The sequence below is a fragment of the Corynebacterium gallinarum genome, assembly GCF_014837045.1.
Lineage (GTDB): Bacteria > Actinomycetota > Actinomycetes > Mycobacteriales > Mycobacteriaceae > Corynebacterium > Corynebacterium gallinarum.
Window position 1 is genome coordinate 99,043 of record NZ_JACSPR010000009.1, and the last position, 19,256, is coordinate 118,298.

Sequence of the window (19,256 nt, forward strand, 5' to 3'; positions counted from 1 at the left end):
GCTGAATTTGTTCCGTTGACAGGCTACATTTGTCTATTTGGACACTCAGGGAGCTGGGTTACCGAAATCGGGTTATGCTGATTTAAGTCTAAACGTTGTTTTAAGCTGGATTTTTTCTGGCGATAGCATGGGTGGTTAGGTAGTTCTAACGTCCCAGAAGTAAAAATCCACAAGTAATGAGGGCTCCGGAAACATGGAACTACGCGAGTACGCGACAATCTTGATGAAGAACTGGGTGCTCATTGTTGTTGCATCCATTCTTGGAATTGCAGCTGGAGCAGGGTTTTCTCTGCTCGCCACACCTGAGTACCAGTCTCGTACACAGCTTTATGTTTCGGTCAGGTCCGGTGCAGGTACCACCTCGGAACTGGCCCAGGGCGCAACCTTCTCCCGCCAGATTGTTAACAGTTACGTTGACGTGGTTACCTCGGGTGTGGTGTTGGAGCCGGTCGTCGAAAAGCTTGGCTTGGAAATGACCGCAGGTCAGCTGCGAGCCCACATTATCGCTTCCTCTCCTGGGGATACTGCATTGATCAATATCACCGCCACCAGCCCGTCGCCGGAGCAGGCGGCTGAGATTGCCAATGAGGTGGGGGAGAGCTTCAAGAATGTGGTGCAGACCGAGCTGGAGCCTGATACTGGTGCCGGAGGCAGCCCCGTCAATCTCACCACCATTCAGACTGCCAATACTCCAACCTCGGCGGTGAGCCCCAATGTGCCGATGAATATCATCCTCGGCCTGCTGGTTGGTTTTGCGATCGGTGTGGGTATCGCTGTGCTGCGCACCATCCTGGATACCCGCATTCACTCCCTCAGCGACGTGGAAGAGATCACCGATAAACCACTACTTGGTGGTGTCCTCGAAGATCCAGAGGTGAAGAAGAATCCTCTGGTAATGCAGGCCAGGCCACATAGCCCAAATGCAGAAGCCTACCGGGCATTCCGCACCAACCTACAGTTCCTCGATGTTGATAACAGCTCATCTGTCTTTGTGATCACCTCTCCCAATCCTAGTGAGGGCAAGTCCACCACCTCCATCAACCTGGCGCTCGCCCTGGCTGAATCGGGTGCGCGGGTGGCACTGGTGGAAGCAGATCTCCGTCTGCCAAAGGTGAGCAAGTATCTCGATGTAGAAGGCGGAGCAGGTCTCACCGATGTGCTCATTGGCAAGGCAGAGCTCAACGATGTGCTACAGCGGTGGGGTAGGACTCAGCTCTACTTCCTGCCCGCTGGGCGTATCCCACCCAACCCAAGCGAATTGCTGGGATCCTCTTCCATGACCCAGGTGATTGATCAACTGGATGAAGGCTTTGACTACGTGATCATTGATGCGCCTCCAATCCTGGCGGTTACTGATGCTGCAGTCATTGGGCATGGTAAGGCCGGAATTCTGGTGGCTGTTGCCGCAGGTGCCACCAAGAAGCCGGAGCTTGAAGCGGCAATCCAGACTCTTGATCATGCAGGCTCCAACATGCTTGGTGTTGTCGTAACCATGCTGCCACCGAAGGCTGCGGCAGGTTATGGTTATGGCAACTACGGATATGGTGACCCGAAGAAGATCGCGACAGCAGCGGTGAATCCTGATGAGTGACAGTTTCCGTATTCTCACTGTCTGCACCGGTAATATCTGTAGGTCCCCTCTGGCGGAACAACTGTTGAAATCTGCCCTTCGGGGGGTGGAGCATATCGAATTTGATTCAGCCGGCACCCAGGCCATGGTGGACAATCCCATGCCTGAGCATTCCCTCGAAATCGCAAAGAATAACGAGATCAGCGACGCTGAGTTGCACCGTGGAAAGCAGTTGCTCGAGGCCCACCTAGACTCTGCCGATCTGATTCTGGCCATGGATCGGGGGCACCGCAGGAAGATTGTCGAGCTTAGCTCGCGTGCTACCCGTAAGGTGTTTACCGTCCGGGAGTTCAAGAGACTGATTGATGTGACTACAGATGAGTATCTCCGAGCTGAAATCCTAGCTTCCGACGGTACACCCGTCGGCAAGCTGCGTGCAGCTGTTGATGCCGCCCGGTTGGGCCGCAGCGATCTGATCCCTTTGGATAATCCGGATGATGATGATGTTGTTGACCCCTACGGACAGGACAAAGCCGTGTACGACGCCTCCGCGCAGCAGTTGGTTCCTGTTGTGGCAGATGTGGCTTCCTACCTCCGGCGCGCAATGGAGATGGAGTAATGGCTAAACGGCAGCGGAGAAAATCACAGGGGCGGAGCCTGCCCCTGGGGGCGAGCATAGCTATCATCGCCATTCTGGCGGTTGCAGCTGTGGCGTTGTCCTACCTGGCTTTTCAAAACTTAAGCGACCCAAACCCTGAAGGCTTTGCCACAACCAACACCGCCGCCCCTGAATCTTCTATCCCGGCACCAGCTGAATCAGAAGAGCCGGACGCGCCTCCGGAAGCTCCTGTGAGTGAGCAGGCACGGGAGACTGAAGCGGCAAATGCCGGTGAACAGATTGAGTTGGTTGCCCAGTCTCGCCTGATTGCTTTGGACGGTTCCTTAGGGGTGCGCGCTGATGTGGGGGAGTGCACCAACCCCGGAAGCATTGAGTTTTCCACGGATGGTGGACAGAGCTGGACCCCTTCAGTGGCATTTGATGCGACCAGCGCCACCCAGATTCTGCGCATCCTGCCCGCCAATGGCGGCACCACCTTTGTGGTGGCACTGAATGGAGAATGCGAGCCGCAGATCTACTCCACCTCCAATAATGGAACCACCTGGAATGGGCCACTTTCTGCAGTGGGAACGTGGTATTTGGATCCGGCATCGCCGTCTACTCTCGGTGCACCAGGTGGCGCCAAAACTATTGGCTGCGAGGCGCTGGGGCTTTCCCCGGTGACCGACCGTGAAGTGGGTGTGCTGTGCGCCGATGGTTCGATCATCACCACCACTGATGGTGGTACCACCTGGTCTGATACAGCTCCGGTGGACGGCGTCATGGCGTTAGCTTATTCAAAGCAGAACCTGTTGGCCGTGGCCAATGGTGATGGCCAGACTTGCTCCGGGATGCAGCTGCTTAATCTTGGAACCGATGGTGGCACGGAGCAGGTGTCCTGCGTTGAGATGGTGAATCTCGGGTCCGTAGCGGCCGGCGATATCGCAGCAGCGCAATCTGGTAACAGCCTGGTGCTATGGGTTGGAGAGAATCAACATATTTCAACGGATGGTGGACAAACATGGCTTTAGGAACTAGCGCGGGCGTGACCAAGGCCAGGCCGAGAGTGCCGGTCGGGAAGACCCTTTTTATCCTTGATGCCTTTTCCTGGATCATGGCGGTTTTTCTGGCGAAGCTTTTCCGCTATGAGTTCAATATGACCAGCGTGCACTGGAATGCCTTCGTAGGATTCGCAGTGGCAGCAGTAGTATTGCAGTTTCTCTTCGGCTTGTTCCTGCACCTCTACCGCAAGGGGCTACGCCACCCGTTTGGCAGCTTTGAAGACACCCTGAATATTTCCATTTCGGTTGGTGGCGTAGGAATGATCCTCTGGATTTCTTCTCTCGTGTTCGGCGATGCCTGGGAGGTTTCCCGTGGCGTCATGCTTATTGCCACACCACTGGCTTTGGTGATGATCCTGGGTATCCGTTATGCGGCCCGCATGAGGGTGGAAAGATTAACCAGACCTGCAGCTGACTCCACACCAGCGCTCATCCTCGGTGGCGGGTACATTGGCACCAACCTCATCCAGTGGATGATGTCAGATCCCAAGTCTCCTTTCCGTCCAGTCGGGGTTATTGATGATAATCCTGATCTGGCCTGGCAGAAGATTCGCGGTGTGCAGGTGCTAGGCACTTTCGATGATATTGCCAAGGTGGCATCGGAGACAGGTGCTGAAATGGTCATCGTGGCTATTGGCGATGCGGATGCGTCCCTCCTCCGAAGAGTTCAGGACGTGGCTAATAAGAGCGGACTTGCGGTCAAGGTCATGCCGGCTATTGATCGAGTGGTGTCCAAGGGTGTTCGAGGAAATGATCTTCGAGATCTCTCTATTGAGGATCTTTTAGGCCGTCAACCGGTGGACACGAATGTGTCTGAGATCGCCGGCTATGTAACCGGCAAGCGAGTTCTAGTCACAGGAGCTGGTGGATCCATCGGTGCACAGCTGTGTACTGAGATTTCCAAGTACGGTCCTGCTGAATTGATCATGCTTGACCGCGATGAAACCGGTCTGCAGCAGGTTCTGATCAATGTTGCAGGCAATGGCCTTCTTGATACTGATGCTGTGGTGCTTGCTGATATTCGCGAAGCGGAAGCGCTGAAGAAACTATTCCAGAAGCGCCAGCCAGAGGTGGTTTTCCACGCGGCAGCCCTCAAGCACCTTCCCATGCTGGAGCAGTATCCAGATGAGGGATGGAAGACGAATGTGCTGGGCACCCTGAATGTTCTAGCAGCAGCTGACGCTGTAAATGTGGAAACCTTCGTCAATATCTCCACCGACAAGGCTGCAAACCCCACTAGTGTGCTTGGCCATTCCAAGCGTGTGGCAGAGAAGCTGACTGCCTGGTACGGCCAGCACACTGGCAAGAGGTATCTTTCAGTTCGTTTTGGCAACGTAATTGGCAGCCGTGGTTCCATGCTGCCGACCTTCACCCGGTTGATTATGGAAGACAAGCCAGTGACGGTGACGCACCCGGAGGCAACCCGATTCTTCATGACAATCCCTGAAGCCTGTCAGCTTGTACTCCAAGCTGGCGGTATCGGACGCACTGGCGAGGTTTTGATCTTGGATATGGGAGAACCAGTAAACATTCTGGAAATTGCCCAGCGGATGATCGCAATGTCCGGTAAGGATATCGACATCAAATTTACGGGTCTACGTGAAGGTGAAAAGATGCATGAAGAGCTCGTTGGAGATGGGGAGTCTGAGGATCGGCCATTCCACCCTAAGATTTCTCATGCACAAGCCGAGAGTCTGTCACCAGACAATCTAGACAAGAATCGTTTCATGGAACGTGCGGGAAAGCTTTCTGAAATTGATAAGGAAGAAAAGTAATGAGTAACGATCGTATTCACCTTTCGTCACCGGATGTTACGCAGCTTGAAGAAGATGCTTTGGTGCGTGCTATTCGGTCTGGTTGGATTGCTCCTCTCGGGCCAGAAGTTGATTCTTTTGAAGCTGAACTAGCAGCATACTGTGGGCGTGGTTACGCTGTAGCTCTTTCTTCTGGTACAGCTGCTTTGCATCTTGGATTATTGACATTAGGAGTTGGTCAGGGCGATCTGGTGTTGACTTCGTCAATGACCTTTGCAGCAACTACAAACGCGATTACTTATACCGGAGCTGAAGCTGTATTTGTGGATTCAGATTTGTCTGGAAATATGGATCCGGATCTGTTAGAAGAAGCATTTGAGACACTGACGGCCGAAGGTCGTAAAGTGAAGGCGGTTGTCCCCGTAGATCTGTTGGGCAAAGTGGCTGATCATGAACGCATCTCCGCAGTAGCAGCAAAATATGGGGTACCGGTTCTGTCGGATGCAGCTGAATCTCTAGGCGCAATTCGAGATGGAAAATCTGCTGGTACTTTTGGCGTAGCTGCAATTGTTTCCTTTAATGGAAACAAGATTATGACCACCTCAGGTGGTGGCGCACTGCTCACAGATGAGAAGGGTTTTGCAGATAATATTCGTTATCTAGCCACTCAGGCACGTCAGCCTGTTGTGCACTACGAACATGTTGATGTCGGATATAACTACCGGATGTCTAACATTCTTGCAGCATTGGGACGAGCTCAGCTGGAACGCTTGAACTCAATGATTGAAAAGCGCCGAGCCCATCGTATTCAGTATCGAGATCTTTTTTCTACGATTCCGGGAACTGAACTGTTTGGTGAGCCTTCTGGTCTTGAGGGCGGTAATACGCAGGATAACTTTTGGTTGACTTCAGTTCTCGTTAATGAAGAGGAAGCTGGATTCAGTGCTGATCAGCTCAGAGAAGCACTTGCTGATGAGAACGTTGAGGCACGCCCGCTCTGGAAGCCAATGCATTTGCAACCGATTTACTCAGGCAACCGTGCTTTTGTAAATGGCAATTCTGAATGGCTATTCAGCAACGGAGTGTCACTTCCAAGTGGATCTGTTCTGAATGAAGAGCAGATGGATCGAGTGTTACGTGTTATACGAGAGTTTGCTGGGGCCTAAATGAACATTCTGCTTTGTTCAACAGGCAGGCGTCCGTATTTGGTGCGTTGGTTTCAACAAGCCTTGATCGATAATGGCCTGTCCGGGAAAGTTATTGCGGCTGATATGGATCCGATGTCTCCGGCTAAGACTTTTGCTGATGACTTCATCGAAGCACCAGCAGTCACTAGCTCAGGGTATTCATCATGGCTTGCACGGACAATTGAAACACAGAACATTAATTTTGCTGTTTCTATCAATGATTTTGAGTTATCTGAATGGTCTCAACTGACTGAATCTCTAGAATTTGAGAAGTTAATTCGCCTTTCCGCAGAGAGCCAGTCTTTGGTTGAAGATAAGCTGAAGATGGCAAAAAGATTAGTGGAGTTCGAGATTCCTTCTCCGCAAACGTGGAGTGGCTCAGACGCTATTGCTTCTACAGATATTTCTGGTGAATTGGTGACTAAAGGTCGCTTCGGTAGCGCTTCTAGAGGGCTGCAATTTACGGATGGAAAAAATTTATTAGGAGCCGTTGCTCTTGCGCTGAATGAGGTTACGACCAGACAAGGAGTACTGGCTAAGGAACAGTCTGAGTGTATCCCTGAGGATCTTCTTATAGTTCAAGAAATGATTCAAGGAACTGAATACGGCCTTGATGTTGTCTCTGACTTTGATGGAAAATTTGCAACGGTCTTGGCGCGTAAGAAGATCGCAATGCGTGCCGGAGAAACTGACCGTGCAGTTTCTGTTGACTCAGATATCTTTGAACCAGTTGCACGTAAAATTGCTGAGGCTGTACCGCATCGTGGAACTATCGATGTAGACGTGATGGTCAATAGCAATGGCGAGATCTATGTTATTGACATTAATCCTCGTTTCGGAGGTGGTTATCCTTTCTCACATCTAGCTGGCGCACGAGTTCCTAGCGCTTATGTTTCATGGGCTGCTAAAACTACGCCGGATAACTCCTGGTTAAAGAGCGACCCAGAGATCGTAGGAAGTAAATTCGTAGAAGCTGTGGTAGTTGCATGAGTACAGTAAAAATTTTTGATATTAGTAGTCGCCAGCGGCGAAGAATAGCACTTAAGCGGATCCTTGATTCAGTATTGGTGTTAGCGACTGCCCCAGTTACATTACCCTTAACTCTGGTTACCGCTGTAGCAGTAAGGGCTAAAATGGGCTCTCCTATTTTTTATCGCCAAGAGCGTATTGGCTTTAATGAGAATACTTTTTCACTTTTGAAGTTTCGATCTATGCTCCCAGAAAGTACAAAAGATGGAGAGAAGCTTTCTCCGAGCAAGCGGGTGACACCATTTGGCGCACTTTTAAGGCGATCGAGCCTTGATGAACTTCCTCAGCTGTTAAATGTCCTGCGTGGTGACATGTCTTTGGTCGGACCTCGACCTCTATTGGTGGAGTATTTGCCGCACTATAAAGATTTTGAGCGGTATCGTCATTCTGTTCGTCCTGGAATAACTGGAGTTTCACAGGTCAGCGGTAGAAACGATCTGGGTTGGGATGAGCGCTTGGAGCTCGACGCTGAATATGCTCGCGATGGTAAGATTTCTGACGATTTCCATATCATTTTCAAGACGCTTAAAGGTGTGTTAAAGCGTGAGGGTACGGTTGCTGAACCTTGGACACAGGGTGAATATCTAAGTGTTTACCGTAGCTACCCAAATGATGGAAAATTTGGTTTGAGAAGGTTTGAACCCAAGGATATTGAAGCAAGAGTCAAATGGTTGAATGACCCACGTACTCGGGAAACTTTAACAGTGAGCGGTGAAATCACTGTTGAAGGTACTGAGAATTGGCTCAAATCTGCTCGAAAAGATCCACTTCGGAGAGACCTAGCCGTTTATGATCTAGAAACTCTAGAGATTGTTGCTATCGCCGGCTATAAAGCTCACACCGCTGAGGATATTCCGATCTTTTATTTCGCGGTAGATCCTGATATGCAAGGGCGACGGATTGGAAGCGCAACTTTGCTTTTACTGTTGGACTTCATGAAGTCACGCCCTGAATTAAATGGCGCAGCAGGGGAGATTTTTAAATCCAATATTCGATCGATAAAGATTCATGAGCGTTTAGGCTTTGAAATGGTTGATGCTGAGCTACCTGAAAATCGAATCAGAATGGAGATTAAATGGTAGCCAATCAATGGGCTCCTATCCTGCAACGATGGGAAAATCTGGATTCTTTGTTAGGGACAGAATTCTGGGTAGTGCGAGATGATCTTTTACCATTTCCCCTCCCCGGCAATAAAGTTCGTAAGATAGAATCTGAATTATCAGCAGTCTCGCCGGACGTTAAAGTAATCATCACAAATGGTGGTGTTGACTCAAACCACTGCAGAACATTAGCAATGTTTGGGGCACAACGGGGTTTTAAAGTACATCTAGTACTTCATGGAGACCCTGTTGATGATCATGGGATAGGACTTCAAATTTTAGACTCTCTTGGAGCTTCTTATGATATTGGTCCTGCTGACACCATTGCGGATCGTATTTCGGTAGCGCGTAGTAAATATACCGTTAGGGGGAAGAATCCTATCGTATTTCCTGGTGGTGGCCATTCTCCACTAGGTGCCAAGGCTTTTAGAGATGCTGGAGAATCTGTTTTCAAAAATTGTTGGTTTGATCAAGTATTTGTGGCTTCTGGGACGGGTGCCACGCAGGGAGGGCTTATTACTGCTGCTGAAAAGTATGCTCCGCAGAGTAGTGTAATAGGAATCTCCGTAGCTCGTGACGAACAAAGAGGGCCATTGGCTGTGGACGAGGCAGCTCGATGGGCAGGCAGTACTGATCCGCAAGTACATTTCACGGGTGCTTATAGAGCTGGGGGCTATGGAAAAGCTGACGCAGAGATTTATGATGCTGTTGAGATTGCTTGGAAATATGGTCTGCCAGTAGATCCAACTTATACCGGAAAAGCATTCGCCGCTATCCTCGATTTTTCTCGAAAAGGTGAGCTGGGATCTTCAGTTTTGTTTTGGCATACAGGTGGCCTGGCCAATTGGTTAACTCACGATTTTTCGAAGGGTGGTGAATGAAAATGAAAATTCTCGTCTTATCTCAGTATTTCCCGCCCGAGAATTCCTTTTATCCGGATTCTGTTGCAAGAAATTTATCAGCTCGAGGCCATTCAGTACGTGTTTTAACTGGATACCCTAATTACCCCGAGGGGATAGTTCATTCGGGTTATAAACAGTGCTGGAGGATGCGAGAAGAAACATCATATGGAGTCGAAGTCCTGAGGGTACCTCTTTATACAGACCATTCACAGAATGCACTGCGTCGAATTATGAACTATGTGTCATTCGGCCTGTCTTCTGCCACAGCACTAAAGTGGGTAAAAGATGTGGACGTGATTTATGTCTATGCGCCTCAACCAACAGCTGCGATTGGACCATGGATTTGGCGTCGGCTTGGTGGAGCACCATATGTCGTTCATGTGCAGGACCTGTGGCCTGATTCAATTACAGGTTCAGCGCTAGTCTCAAAAAAATTGAGCGCGCGAGTAATCGAAAAGATCATCAATATTTGGCTGAAGAGCATTTATAAGGTGTCGTCTGGCGTTATTGGCATTGCTCCTCAAATGGTCAAACGCCTAGCTGAAAGAGGAAATCCGAAGGATAGGCCGCATTTAATTTTCAATTGGGCGGATGATCATGGAAAAGAATTAGAGCTTGATGAGAGCCATTTCGGTGAAAAAGCTATCAAATTCATTTTTGCCGGCAATATTGGAAATATGCAAGATGTTGAAAGTATTGTTCGGGCTGCAGATATTTTGCGTAATCATTCCATTCAGATTCAAATCGTCGGTGATGGCACTCAACTCGATAAAGTGAAGAAACTTGCTCGAGAGCTAGAGCTTGAAAATGTAGATTTTGTGGGAAAAGTGCGACGCGAGCAGATGGAAGCCTTGTACACTGACGCTGATTTTTCTCTGGTTACTCTTAAGGATCTGCCTGTTTTCGAGGGAACCATTCCTTCAAAGTTCCAGGGTTCTATTGCGAATGCACTTCCAGTAGTTACAACAGTTCAGGGTGACTTGAGGGAGATCGTTGAGAAAGAAGATATTGGTTTTACTGCTGAAAGCGAAAATCCCGCATCTTTGGCATCAGCTATTGAGTCGGCAGCGACATTGAGTTCAGTAGATTATTCTGATCTCTGTGCTCGGACACGTGCGGTCTTTGTCGATAGGTTCTCCACGAAATCAGGGATTGATTCTCTAGAATCGTTACTGACATCTGTCGTCGATTCAAAGTAATTTTACATAAAGGCCATCCTGGCAAGCTAGAGGGATTAAGAGGAAAAGAGCAATTGAACTATGACTCAAATCAATAATATTGCGGACTCCACCGTAACGATCACAGGTGGAACCGGATCTTTCGGATCAACGATGGCAAGGCAGCTCTTGGAAAAGGGTGCGCAGCAAATTAACATTTTCAGTCGTGATGAAGCCAAACAAGACGAAATGCGTCGAAAGTTTTCTGATGAACGGTTGCGTTTTTTCATCGGTGATGTGCGCGATGCAGCAAGCATTGCTCCTGCGATGCGTGGGGCTGACTTCGTCTTTCATGCAGCTGCCCTTAAGCAGGTTCCGTCATGCGAGTTTTTCCCTCAGCAAGCTGTCTTGACGAACATTGTGGGAAGCGACAATGTAATCAAGGAAGCTGAAAAGGCTGGCGTTAGGTCCTTGGTGTGTCTGAGTACTGATAAAGCTGTTTATCCTGTAAACGCAATGGGCATGTCAAAAGCACTCATGGAGAAAACTGCTCAAGCTTATGCTCGTAACTTTATTGATTCAGAGATGACTGTTTCCGTTACTCGATACGGAAATGTTATGTATTCCCGAGGATCGGTTATTCCTCTTTTTGTGAAGCAATTGGAAGAAGGAAAACCGATGAGCCTGACGGATCCTTCAATGACTCGATTCCTCATGTCACTCGATGACTCTGTCGATCTCGTGGAACATGCATTTATGAATGCAAACCCAGGAGATATTTACGTAAAGAAGGCTCCTGGAGCAACTGTGGAGGTTTTAGCTAGGGCAGTTGCTAGTTTGTTGGGTAATGATGATCCAGATATTCAGGTGATTGGTGCTCGGCATGGCGAAAAATCTCATGAAGCGCTTCTGAGTAGTGAAGAGCTGGCAAAGGCCAGCGATGAGGGAGATTACTTCCGTATTCCATTGGATGCTCGTTCTTTGCAATATGAGCTGTATTTCGAGGAGGGAGAGACTGAAGCGCCGAGGCTTGAAGATTATGATTCTGCGAACACGGTGCAGCTATCTATCGAAGAGACGAAGCAGCTGCTTTTGAAGCTTCCAGAAATGCAGAAGCTGGTGGGTGCATAATCATGTCACTTGCTCATCCTGAACAGAAGAAAATTGCAATCACGGGCGCAAACGGATTTTTGGGTTTCCATGTTCGTGCAGCGATGCAGGAATATGGCGGCAACGCAGTCTGTATCCCATTAGGAGATTCCTTCAGTCTAACGAATGCGGAAAAAGCACTTGAAGGAGCGACTCAACTGATTCATCTTGCTGGTGTAAACCGCGGTACGGATCAGGAAGTCTCTGATGGAAATCTATTGTTTGCGAAGCAGCTTTCCACGGCTTTGAAGACTGTTGAAAATCCTCCAGCTGAGATCGTTTATGCAAACAGCATCCAGGCAGGTAATGGAAGCGTATACGGTTTAGCCAAGGAGCAAGCTGGTGTGTTCCTTGAAGACGTAGCGAATGGGATTGAATCAACATTCAAGAATATTGAGCTTCCAAATCTTTTTGGAGAGTTCGGACGTCCATTTTATAACTCTGTAGTGGCAACTTTTTCTCATCAGATTGCTAATGGCGAGCGTCCGGAGGTCAAACAGGATAAAGAACTAACCCTACTTCATGCTCAGGACGCTGCTGATGTTCTTCTGGGGGTTGTTGAAGTTTCTGAGATGGGTTCTCACTGCGAACTTGTGACTGTTACAGAAATAAAGCGCTTATTGGAAGAATTCAAAGAATTCTATTCAGCTGGTGAGTTCCCGGATATTTCAACAACTTTCCGTCGAAATCTTTTCAATACTTATCGATCCTATGTATTCCCAGCGCAGGCGCCGATTTTGATCACTCGTCATGCTGATGATCGTGGATCATTTTTCGAGATTGTTCGATCGAATGGTGGTACTGGTCAAACCTCTTTTTCGACCACCGTGCCCGGGGTCACCAGGGGAGATCACTTCCATCGGAGGAAAGTTGAACGCTTCACTGTGCTTTCCGGAGAGGCGGAGATTTCACTGCGTAAGATTTTTACTGATGAAGTATTTACTTATAAAGTTTCTGGTGAAGCTCCATTGAGTATTGATATGCCTACTTTCTATACCCACAAGATTGAGAATATCGGGGGTCAAACCCTGTATACGGCATTTTGGACGAACGATATCTTCGATCCAACAAACCCAGATACGATTGTAGAGGCGGTTTAATGTCCAATAAACTTAAAGTAATGACGGTCGTAGGTACTCGGCCTGAAATCATACGGTTGGCTTGTGTTATGAAACGACTCGATGAGTACACAGATCATGTTCTTGTGCACACCGGTCAGAATTACGACTACTCCTTGAACCAGGTGTTCTTTGATGATCTGGGACTGCGAGCGCCAGACCATTTCCTTGGAGTGAATACCTCAAGTCTGGGAGCATTACTCGGTGATGTGATGCGGGGTACCGAGAGGGTAATTCTTGAAGAGAGACCTGACGCGATGGTCGTACTGGGGGATACTAACAGTTGCATTTCGGCAGTTATAGGTAAAAGGCTGAAAGTCCCAGTATTTCATCTAGAAGCAGGTAATCGCTCCTTTGATGCCAATGTACCGGAAGAAATTAATCGACATTTAGTAGACCATGTGAGCGATTACAATCTTGCATATACGGAGCACTCCCGTAGGAATCTGTTGGCTGAAGGTCTTAGGCCTCAGGATGTAACCGTGATCGGTTCCCCAATGTACGAAGTACTTAACACGTACCGCACTCAGATTGACGCTTCGGATGTCCTTGAGCGTTTAGGTCTTGAAGAAAATGGTTACTTGCTGGCGAGTATTCACCGCGAAGAGAATGTTGATCAAAAGGATCGTCTCGATAGAGTTTTTAACTCTTTGAATGCGATAGCTGAAGATCAGGGTGTTCCATTGTTAGTATCTACTCACCCTCGAACTCGTAAGAGGATCGGACAGTTTGACTTATCTCCAGCGAGTAATATCCGTCTTCATGAGCCCCTTGGGTTCCATGATTACAACAAGTTGCAAATCTCAGCACGCTGTGTGATTTCTGATTCGGGGACGATTGCAGAAGAGTCCTCAATGCTGCAGTTCCCTGCAGTCACCTTGCGAGACGCAATTGAACGCCCCGAAGCTGTAGACACCGGAGCAATCATTGTTACCGGTCTCAGACCAGATGACGTAGTGGATTCAGTCAATATCGCGATTGGGCAATTTGAGGCTGATGGTCCGCCGGTTGTGCCTAATGATTACAAAATTGAAGACACATCTCGCCGTGTCCTAAACTTTATACGTTCTCATGCAACCACACATCACATGAGAAAGGGAATACGTATAGTATAATAATATTTTTCGAAGAATGAGAAAGTAGTAAGACTTACATAATCCTGAGTTTGAGACTTTCGCCGGCATATTGGTTTGAGGTCAAATATCGTAAGACACTACTAATAAGCGGTTAGTTTATTCCGTGCAAGCGTATTATCCAGAAGACATGGTTACCATAGAAAACGATGCCTGAATAACTGTCTATGACTTGTGGATGCTTTCATTGTTAGCCTGAGTAAATTAATTTATGCTAAGTCTTGGCTAATTTTTGATTTCGCTGCCCCTATCTCCATTACTCTGGCTTTAAGCTTGTAATTGCAGCCACCTCAATTGAAACACTAAGCCTTAGAAAGATTGCTCGCCGACAGTAATGATAATTTTTAGGCGGCACAGACCAGACAGTGGAGTCAGGTATTTAAAATGCATGAAGTAAAAAATTCGGAAAAGTTTACGCCGGTAGTGTGGCTTCTTCGAATAATAATAATATTGGTGTTTGTGATCAGCCTCCAAGTTGATCCTGGCGGCACCACTCCGCTGCTGGTTCTCTTTTCCTATTTCTTATTAGATCTTACAACGGTGGTAATCAAACCATTCAAAAACTTCGGCTACATCGTGTTTTTGCTTATGTTCAATTTTTTCCTCTTAAATTCTCTGTTAGTAAGTCTTTTTAAAGAAGAGGGAAATCTACTCGAGGCATTCTCTTTAACTACGCGAACGCATGTTTTAGTTTGCCTATTCACAAGTTTGGTTGCAGTAGATATTGGTTATGCGGTAAAGTTCAAGTCTTTGGATGTGTCCCGCGATAGTTTTACTGGTGGGAATTCAACAGATTTTCGATGGAATTCAGTGCGGAAAATCTCTTGGGTCCTTTTCTGCGCCTCCGGGGTACTTCATTTATTTTCACAGTTACACAAGTCACTCCATGTAGCTAATAATGGATATCTATCCTATTATTCTTCTTACGCTGCCCCAATTCCCTTTATTTTTGGATTTGCGGCTACCGCGTTTACATTTTCTTTTGCTTTATACTTGGCTTCGAAACCTTCGCGACGACATGTATATAAAGCTTCGATTATCTACATTGGTTTACAGCTTCTTGCGCTAGGTTACGGGCAACGAAATCCTGGTATGATCGCTGTGCTCATTGTATTATTTTACCTATCAATTAGAGAGGTAGGTTCTAATCGGAAGGGCGAGTGGTTCCCGAAGCGGCTGGTCGTAGGAATTATGGTTGCACTGCCATTCGTTCTAAGCTTTTTATATGTAGTTAGCTATCAACGACAGGGGGAGGAAGTTCAATCGGGCTCAGTACTGGAAGGGTCTGTAGCACTGCTTGAGCAACAGGGCGGTAGCATTAGGGTTATCGCGCAAGGATTCGAATATAGGGAAACCCTATCGCAATATGGTTTTTATGTATTCGCTCCACTTATTGACGCAGTTACTACGAACCCAATTTATCGAATTTTTGTTGAAGAAACGAATGCCCCAAGAAGCTCTGAGAGCGCTCTAAACTCCGGCCATTTCGATCTAATCTTAACGTATATAGTATCACCTATTACGTTTGCCTCTGGCGGGGGGCTGGGATCGTCTTACATAGCGGAGCTTTATCAAGATTTTGGATACATTGGTGTCATTCTGGGGTCGGTACTGTTCGGTATAATTTTGTCCTATACTCGTACTCGCTCGGTTTTTTACCACCGAGTTCCTTTATTGCTTGCGCTTATGGTTTTGCCTGCAATTTGGTATTCCCCGAGGGCGTCATTTTTTACTTTTTTTTACGACCTTGCGAACGCAAGCGTTTTATTAGTACTAGGTATAGTACTTGTGCATATTGGTGTTGCTAAACGGTCACGATTTTCTCCCTTAAGGATTAAGAGCAATCGATCGCGGGAGCTTGCGAATTCATCGAGGGGGTATCCGAAAATTTATAACTAGTTAATTTTAACAGTATCTTACTGGCTTTATTTTTCTACTGATGACTTTGTAGCGATGTGGTTTAACCGCCCAGTCCGCTAATCCAGGTGAAATCTACTGCGCATAGAAGACAAGGTCCATTAAACTAGATGGGCAGAATCCGACAGGATAATAAACCAAATTATTACTAGCAATTAATGTCATAGAGTTTAAAGGAAAAAATGAAGACTCTTTTTTACTATTTCGCTTTTCCTCATTATAGACGAGAGATCCTTGAGGAACTTAATGCGCAGTCCGACGGCGCATCCGTATTTGCGTCAGGCAAAGAAGCTAAAGCCAATATTAAAGTGCTAACTTCGAGTGAACTTAATTTCATTACTGATCTTAAAACAACAAAATTGGGACCGTTTACGTGGCAGCATAATATCCTAAAACGAGCCCTGTCGAGCGAATTCGATTCTGTGGTGCTAGGCCCTGCTACAACGTCGATACCTACTCTTTTAATAGTATTCGGTCGACGGATTTCTGGTCAGAGAACTTATCTTTGGGGACAGAATGGTCGCGTTGGCGAACGAGGTATAAAGCGTTATATTCAAGAAGTTCTCAATAGATCTGTTTCAGGCTTACTAGTTTATGGTAATTCAGAAGCAGCTGCTGCTGGGGAACTTGGCACAAATGCGAAAAAAATTCATATCGTAAACAATGCCACTCACAGTAACGACTCATTCTTGACAGAACAGTTCAGTGAAGACGCATTTCTGAGATTAAAGCAACGAACACGGGAAGCAGCCGAGTCGGGAAAGATGACACTGACGTATGTCGGCAGGCTTAACAAAAGCAAGAAAATTGATACTTTACTCGTAGCGGCTAGAGAGTTGCATGAACAATTTCCAAATTTAATAGTCCAGATCATAGGTGGCGGGGATGCTGAATCTGATCTGAAGGAGCAGTTTAATGAACCCTACTTCCAGTTTCTTGGGTGGATCTACGAACAAGAGGAGTTGTATAGTGTCATTAAGCAGTCTACGTTGATGGTATCTCCATTTCATCAAGGACTAATGGCCATAGACTCTTTGAGAATGGGAGTTCCCGTACTGGTTCCGGATAATCCACATAACGGATCCGAAGTGGAAGCACTTACTGAACACGTTAACTCCCTGAGGTTTACTCCCGGAAGCAGTTCTGCTATTTCCTCAGCCGTAAGAAATTGGATTGAGATCGCTCCAACAATAAGCGGGGAAGATTATAAAAACGCCCGAATTTCGGCGCTTGAAGTTTGGAGTCCGAAAACGGTAGCTTCGAAGATCCTTGAAGTGGTGCAATCAGATGTTAGAGATGCATAATTGGTAGCAGTGATCTTATAATTGGGGCGGTCCTATATTTTATGAAAGACGGGGTCTGTGTTCAGAAGGCTACTTGGGAGGTCAGGCCCACACCTTAGAGGAGCGTGTCAAGTTTTTGTGTGTGGGGCTTCCGGATTTAAAAGTTAAAGGTAAACCTCGAAGCGGTCTGGGAACGCCACAGACATCTGGTTGATCGCCTGCTTCCAGTTCGTCACCTTCGTCCCCTCGATCAGCCTGCCGCTGGTCGCTGCGGAGCGTTTGCCCTGCTTGGCACGTTTCGCAGCCCGCTTGTCCTCGATGTTGCAGATCATCAACCACAACGTCTTGATCGCTGAGTCATCATTGGTGAACTGCACTCGATTCCGGGTGGCTTTGCGCAGCTCATTGTTCATCGATTCGATTGAGTTCGTTGTATAGATCACCTTCCGGGCCATCGGTGGGAACTACAGAAACGGGATGAACCGATCCCACGCATCACGCCAGACCTTCGCTGATTGCGGGTACTTCACCCCCAGTTCAGAGACCTCAAACTCCTCCAACGCCGCGCGTGCGGTGTCCTCGGTCGGGGCGGTGTAGATCTTCCTCAACTGCGCCGACACGGCCTTGCGATCCCCGTAGGCCACCCACCGGTTCGCCGCCCGGATCAGGTGCACGACACAGGTTAAGGACCATGGAATCAGGCCAGGTTGCCTCCACTGCCTGCGGCAGGCCCTTGAGCCCATCGCAGCACACGATGAACACGTCCTGGACTCCGCGCGTAGCCAGGTTGGCGCACACATGGGCCCAGAATGATGCTCCTTCTTCCTTCGCCAACCAGATCCCCAGGATGTGCTTGATCCCGTCCATATCCACCCCAATGGCCAGGTGAGGGCGGATTTGTTGACCACCCGGCCCCCGTCACGGACTTTGATGCGTAGTGCATCGAGGAAGATCACCGGTGAGAGACTCATCCAGCTGGCGGTTTTGCCAGATCATCACCTCATCCAAAACGGCATCGGTGATCGCGGAGATCGTCTCATGGGAAATATCGACACCCATGGAGGTGATCATGTGGTGTTGGATATCGCGTACGGTCATGCCCCCGGCATAGAGGCTGATGATCATGTCATCAACGTCGGTGAGCCGACGTGATCCTTTGGGCACCATCGTGGGCAGGAAAGAGCCGTTGCGGTCCCTGGGGACGGTGACGTCGACGGGACCGTAGTTGGAATCCACGCGTTTGGGGTAGTACCCGTTGCGGTGATTTCCCTGGCCAGCGGCTGTTTTCCCGGTGGAGTCCATTAGCGTGGTGTATCTGTAACTGCCGGTGACGACCCTATGAACACATGAGGCGACCACCGCAGGTACCTTTCGACTCAACTCTCACATATCCTCGAAAGGACAACCCACGATGGCCGCTGGCCCTTATTCTATCGACCCCACCACCTACCTTGACGAATTGCTCGCCCAGGCATCCCCTGATCTCATGCGAGAGATGCTCCAAGGTTTCATCAACCAGATCCTGTCCACCCAGGCTGACCAGGTGTGCGGCGCTGACTATGCGACTGTCAGTGAGTCCCGCACCAATGTCCGCAATGGGTACCGTCACAGGGATTTCGACACCCGGGTCGGCACCGTGGATGTCGCGGTCCCGAAACTACGCACCGGATCCTTCTTCCCCGACTGGCTGTTGGAACGTCGCACCCGGGCCGAACGGGCCCTGACCACCGTGATCGCCACCTGCTACCTCAAGGGTGTGTCCACCAGGAGGATGAACGACCTGGTCGCCACCCTAGGCATCAACAACCTATCGAAATCCCAGGTATCCGACATGGCCAAAGACCTCGACGTCATGGTCGAAGACTTCCGCACCCGCCCCCTTGATACCGGCCCCTACCTCTACGTTTCCTGCGATGCACTCACGATGAAGGTCCGCGAAGGAGGACGGGTGGTGAAAACCTCCGTCCTACTGGCCACTGGAGTGAATTCGGAAGGATATCGGGAGTTGTTGGGTATGCAAGTCGCCACAGCCGAGTCCGTGGCATCGTGGACTGGGTTCTTCCGGGACCTCAAAGCCCGCGGGCTCAACGAGGTCTATTTGGTCACCAGTGATGCCCACCTGGGAATTCAGCACGCCATCGGTGAGGTCCTGCCGAATGCCTCCTGGCAACGGTGTCGCACGCACTTTTCCAAGAACTTGTACGGGATGGTATCGAAAACGCAATGGCCAACGTTATCGGCGATGTTCCACACCATCTTCCAGCAGCCGGATGCACAATCGGTGTGGGGTCAGGCCCG

Annotated in this window: 15 protein-coding genes and 2 pseudogenes; 15 read left to right on the forward strand and 2 right to left on the reverse strand. The window is 48.6% G+C overall.

The window, feature by feature from the left end:
• The first annotated feature begins 193 nt into the window (after positions 1–193).
• The 14 genes from H9627_RS11900 (at position 194) to H9627_RS11965 (ending at position 16,979) form a co-directional block, all read left to right on the forward strand.
• The gene (locus H9627_RS11900; RefSeq protein ID WP_191734253.1) at positions 194–1,591 is read left to right on the forward strand and encodes a polysaccharide biosynthesis tyrosine autokinase; all 1,398 of its coding nucleotides are present in this window, start codon (positions 194–196) and stop codon (positions 1,589–1,591) included.
• A complete protein-coding gene (locus H9627_RS11905; RefSeq protein ID WP_191734254.1) occupies positions 1,584–2,189 on the forward strand; it encodes an arsenate reductase/protein-tyrosine-phosphatase family protein in 606 nt (201 codons plus the stop codon). Before H9627_RS11900 ends, H9627_RS11905 begins: the two co-directional genes overlap by 8 nt.
• Positions 2,189–3,199, forward strand: coding sequence for a beta propeller repeat protein (locus H9627_RS11910; protein WP_191734255.1), 1,011 nt, complete (start codon positions 2,189–2,191; stop codon positions 3,197–3,199). The genes H9627_RS11905 and H9627_RS11910 overlap by 1 nt, the downstream gene beginning before the upstream one ends.
• On the forward strand, positions 3,190–5,004 hold the full coding sequence (locus H9627_RS11915) for a polysaccharide biosynthesis protein (RefSeq protein WP_191734256.1): 1,815 nt from the start codon (positions 3,190–3,192) through the stop codon (positions 5,002–5,004). The genes H9627_RS11910 and H9627_RS11915 overlap by 10 nt, the downstream gene beginning before the upstream one ends.
• Positions 5,004–6,149, forward strand: coding sequence for a DegT/DnrJ/EryC1/StrS family aminotransferase (locus H9627_RS11920; RefSeq protein ID WP_191734257.1), 1,146 nt, complete (start codon positions 5,004–5,006; stop codon positions 6,147–6,149). The genes H9627_RS11915 and H9627_RS11920 overlap by 1 nt, the downstream gene beginning before the upstream one ends.
• Positions 6,150–7,160 (forward strand): ATP-grasp domain-containing protein, encoded by a 1,011-nt coding sequence (locus tag H9627_RS11925; protein ID WP_191734258.1) that lies wholly within the window; start codon positions 6,150–6,152, stop codon positions 7,158–7,160.
• The gene (locus H9627_RS11930) at positions 7,157–8,281 is read left to right on the forward strand and encodes a GNAT family N-acetyltransferase (RefSeq protein WP_191734259.1); all 1,125 of its coding nucleotides are present in this window, start codon (positions 7,157–7,159) and stop codon (positions 8,279–8,281) included. Before H9627_RS11925 ends, H9627_RS11930 begins: the two co-directional genes overlap by 4 nt.
• Positions 8,275–9,180, forward strand: a complete 906-nt coding sequence (locus H9627_RS11935) for a 1-aminocyclopropane-1-carboxylate deaminase/D-cysteine desulfhydrase (protein WP_191734260.1) — start codon at positions 8,275–8,277, stop codon at positions 9,178–9,180. The genes H9627_RS11930 and H9627_RS11935 overlap by 7 nt, the downstream gene beginning before the upstream one ends.
• A 2-nt stretch (positions 9,181–9,182) precedes the next feature.
• Positions 9,183–10,400 (forward strand): glycosyltransferase family 4 protein, encoded by a 1,218-nt coding sequence (locus H9627_RS11940; RefSeq protein ID WP_191734261.1) that lies wholly within the window; start codon positions 9,183–9,185, stop codon positions 10,398–10,400.
• A gap of 60 nt (positions 10,401–10,460) precedes the next feature.
• A complete protein-coding gene (locus H9627_RS11945; protein ID WP_191734262.1) occupies positions 10,461–11,489 on the forward strand; it encodes a polysaccharide biosynthesis protein in 1,029 nt (342 codons plus the stop codon).
• A gap of 2 nt (positions 11,490–11,491) precedes the next feature.
• On the forward strand, positions 11,492–12,607 hold the full coding sequence (locus tag H9627_RS11950; protein ID WP_191734263.1) for a polysaccharide biosynthesis C-terminal domain-containing protein: 1,116 nt from the start codon (positions 11,492–11,494) through the stop codon (positions 12,605–12,607).
• A gap of 20 nt (positions 12,608–12,627) precedes the next feature.
• Positions 12,628–13,740 carry a non-hydrolyzing UDP-N-acetylglucosamine 2-epimerase gene (wecB, locus tag H9627_RS11955; protein WP_225213827.1) on the forward strand — a complete coding sequence of 371 codons (1,113 nt, stop codon included), beginning with the start codon at positions 12,628–12,630 and terminating at the stop codon, positions 13,738–13,740.
• Positions 13,741–14,142: 402 nt separating this feature from the next.
• Positions 14,143–15,657, forward strand: a complete 1,515-nt coding sequence (locus H9627_RS11960; RefSeq protein WP_191734265.1) for an O-antigen polysaccharide polymerase Wzy family protein — start codon at positions 14,143–14,145, stop codon at positions 15,655–15,657.
• A 200-nt stretch (positions 15,658–15,857) separates the two neighbouring features.
• Positions 15,858–16,979, forward strand: a complete 1,122-nt coding sequence (locus tag H9627_RS11965; RefSeq protein ID WP_191734266.1) for a glycosyltransferase — start codon at positions 15,858–15,860, stop codon at positions 16,977–16,979.
• A 143-nt stretch (positions 16,980–17,122) separates the two neighbouring features.
• Here H9627_RS11965 and H9627_RS14320 read toward each other — a convergent pair.
• Together H9627_RS14320 and H9627_RS14325 are read right to left on the reverse strand one after the other, a co-directional pair.
• A pseudogene (locus tag H9627_RS14320) lies at positions 17,123–17,602 on the reverse strand (transposase).
• A pseudogene (locus H9627_RS14325) lies at positions 17,505–18,260 on the reverse strand (IS256 family transposase). The pseudogenes H9627_RS14320 and H9627_RS14325 overlap by 98 nt, the downstream one beginning before the upstream one ends.
• Before the next feature lie 109 nt (positions 18,261–18,369).
• On the opposite strand from H9627_RS14325, the gene H9627_RS11975 reads away from it, so the two are divergent.
• On the forward strand, positions 18,370–19,256 hold an 887-nt coding region (locus H9627_RS11975), incomplete at its 3' end, for an IS256 family transposase (protein ID WP_191734267.1).

Coding starts and splice junctions, on each gene's coding strand:
- H9627_RS11900 (WP_191734253.1), top strand. CDS start 194: ATGGAACTACGCGAGTACGCGACAATCTTGATGAAGAACTGGGTGCTC.
- H9627_RS11905 (WP_191734254.1), top strand. CDS start 1,584: ATGAGTGACAGTTTCCGTATTCTCACTGTCTGCACCGGTAATATCTGT.
- H9627_RS11910 (WP_191734255.1), top strand. CDS start 2,189: ATGGCTAAACGGCAGCGGAGAAAATCACAGGGGCGGAGCCTGCCCCTG.
- H9627_RS11915 (WP_191734256.1), top strand. CDS start 3,190: ATGGCTTTAGGAACTAGCGCGGGCGTGACCAAGGCCAGGCCGAGAGTG.
- H9627_RS11920 (WP_191734257.1), top strand. CDS start 5,004: ATGAGTAACGATCGTATTCACCTTTCGTCACCGGATGTTACGCAGCTT.
- H9627_RS11925 (WP_191734258.1), top strand. CDS start 6,150: ATGAACATTCTGCTTTGTTCAACAGGCAGGCGTCCGTATTTGGTGCGT.
- H9627_RS11930 (WP_191734259.1), top strand. CDS start 7,157: ATGAGTACAGTAAAAATTTTTGATATTAGTAGTCGCCAGCGGCGAAGA.
- H9627_RS11935 (WP_191734260.1), top strand. CDS start 8,275: ATGGTAGCCAATCAATGGGCTCCTATCCTGCAACGATGGGAAAATCTG.
- H9627_RS11940 (WP_191734261.1), top strand. CDS start 9,183: ATGAAAATTCTCGTCTTATCTCAGTATTTCCCGCCCGAGAATTCCTTT.
- H9627_RS11945 (WP_191734262.1), top strand. CDS start 10,461: ATGACTCAAATCAATAATATTGCGGACTCCACCGTAACGATCACAGGT.
- H9627_RS11950 (WP_191734263.1), top strand. CDS start 11,492: ATGTCACTTGCTCATCCTGAACAGAAGAAAATTGCAATCACGGGCGCA.
- wecB (WP_225213827.1), top strand. CDS start 12,628: ATGACGGTCGTAGGTACTCGGCCTGAAATCATACGGTTGGCTTGTGTT.
- H9627_RS11960 (WP_191734265.1), top strand. CDS start 14,143: ATGCATGAAGTAAAAAATTCGGAAAAGTTTACGCCGGTAGTGTGGCTT.
- H9627_RS11965 (WP_191734266.1), top strand. CDS start 15,858: ATGAAGACTCTTTTTTACTATTTCGCTTTTCCTCATTATAGACGAGAG.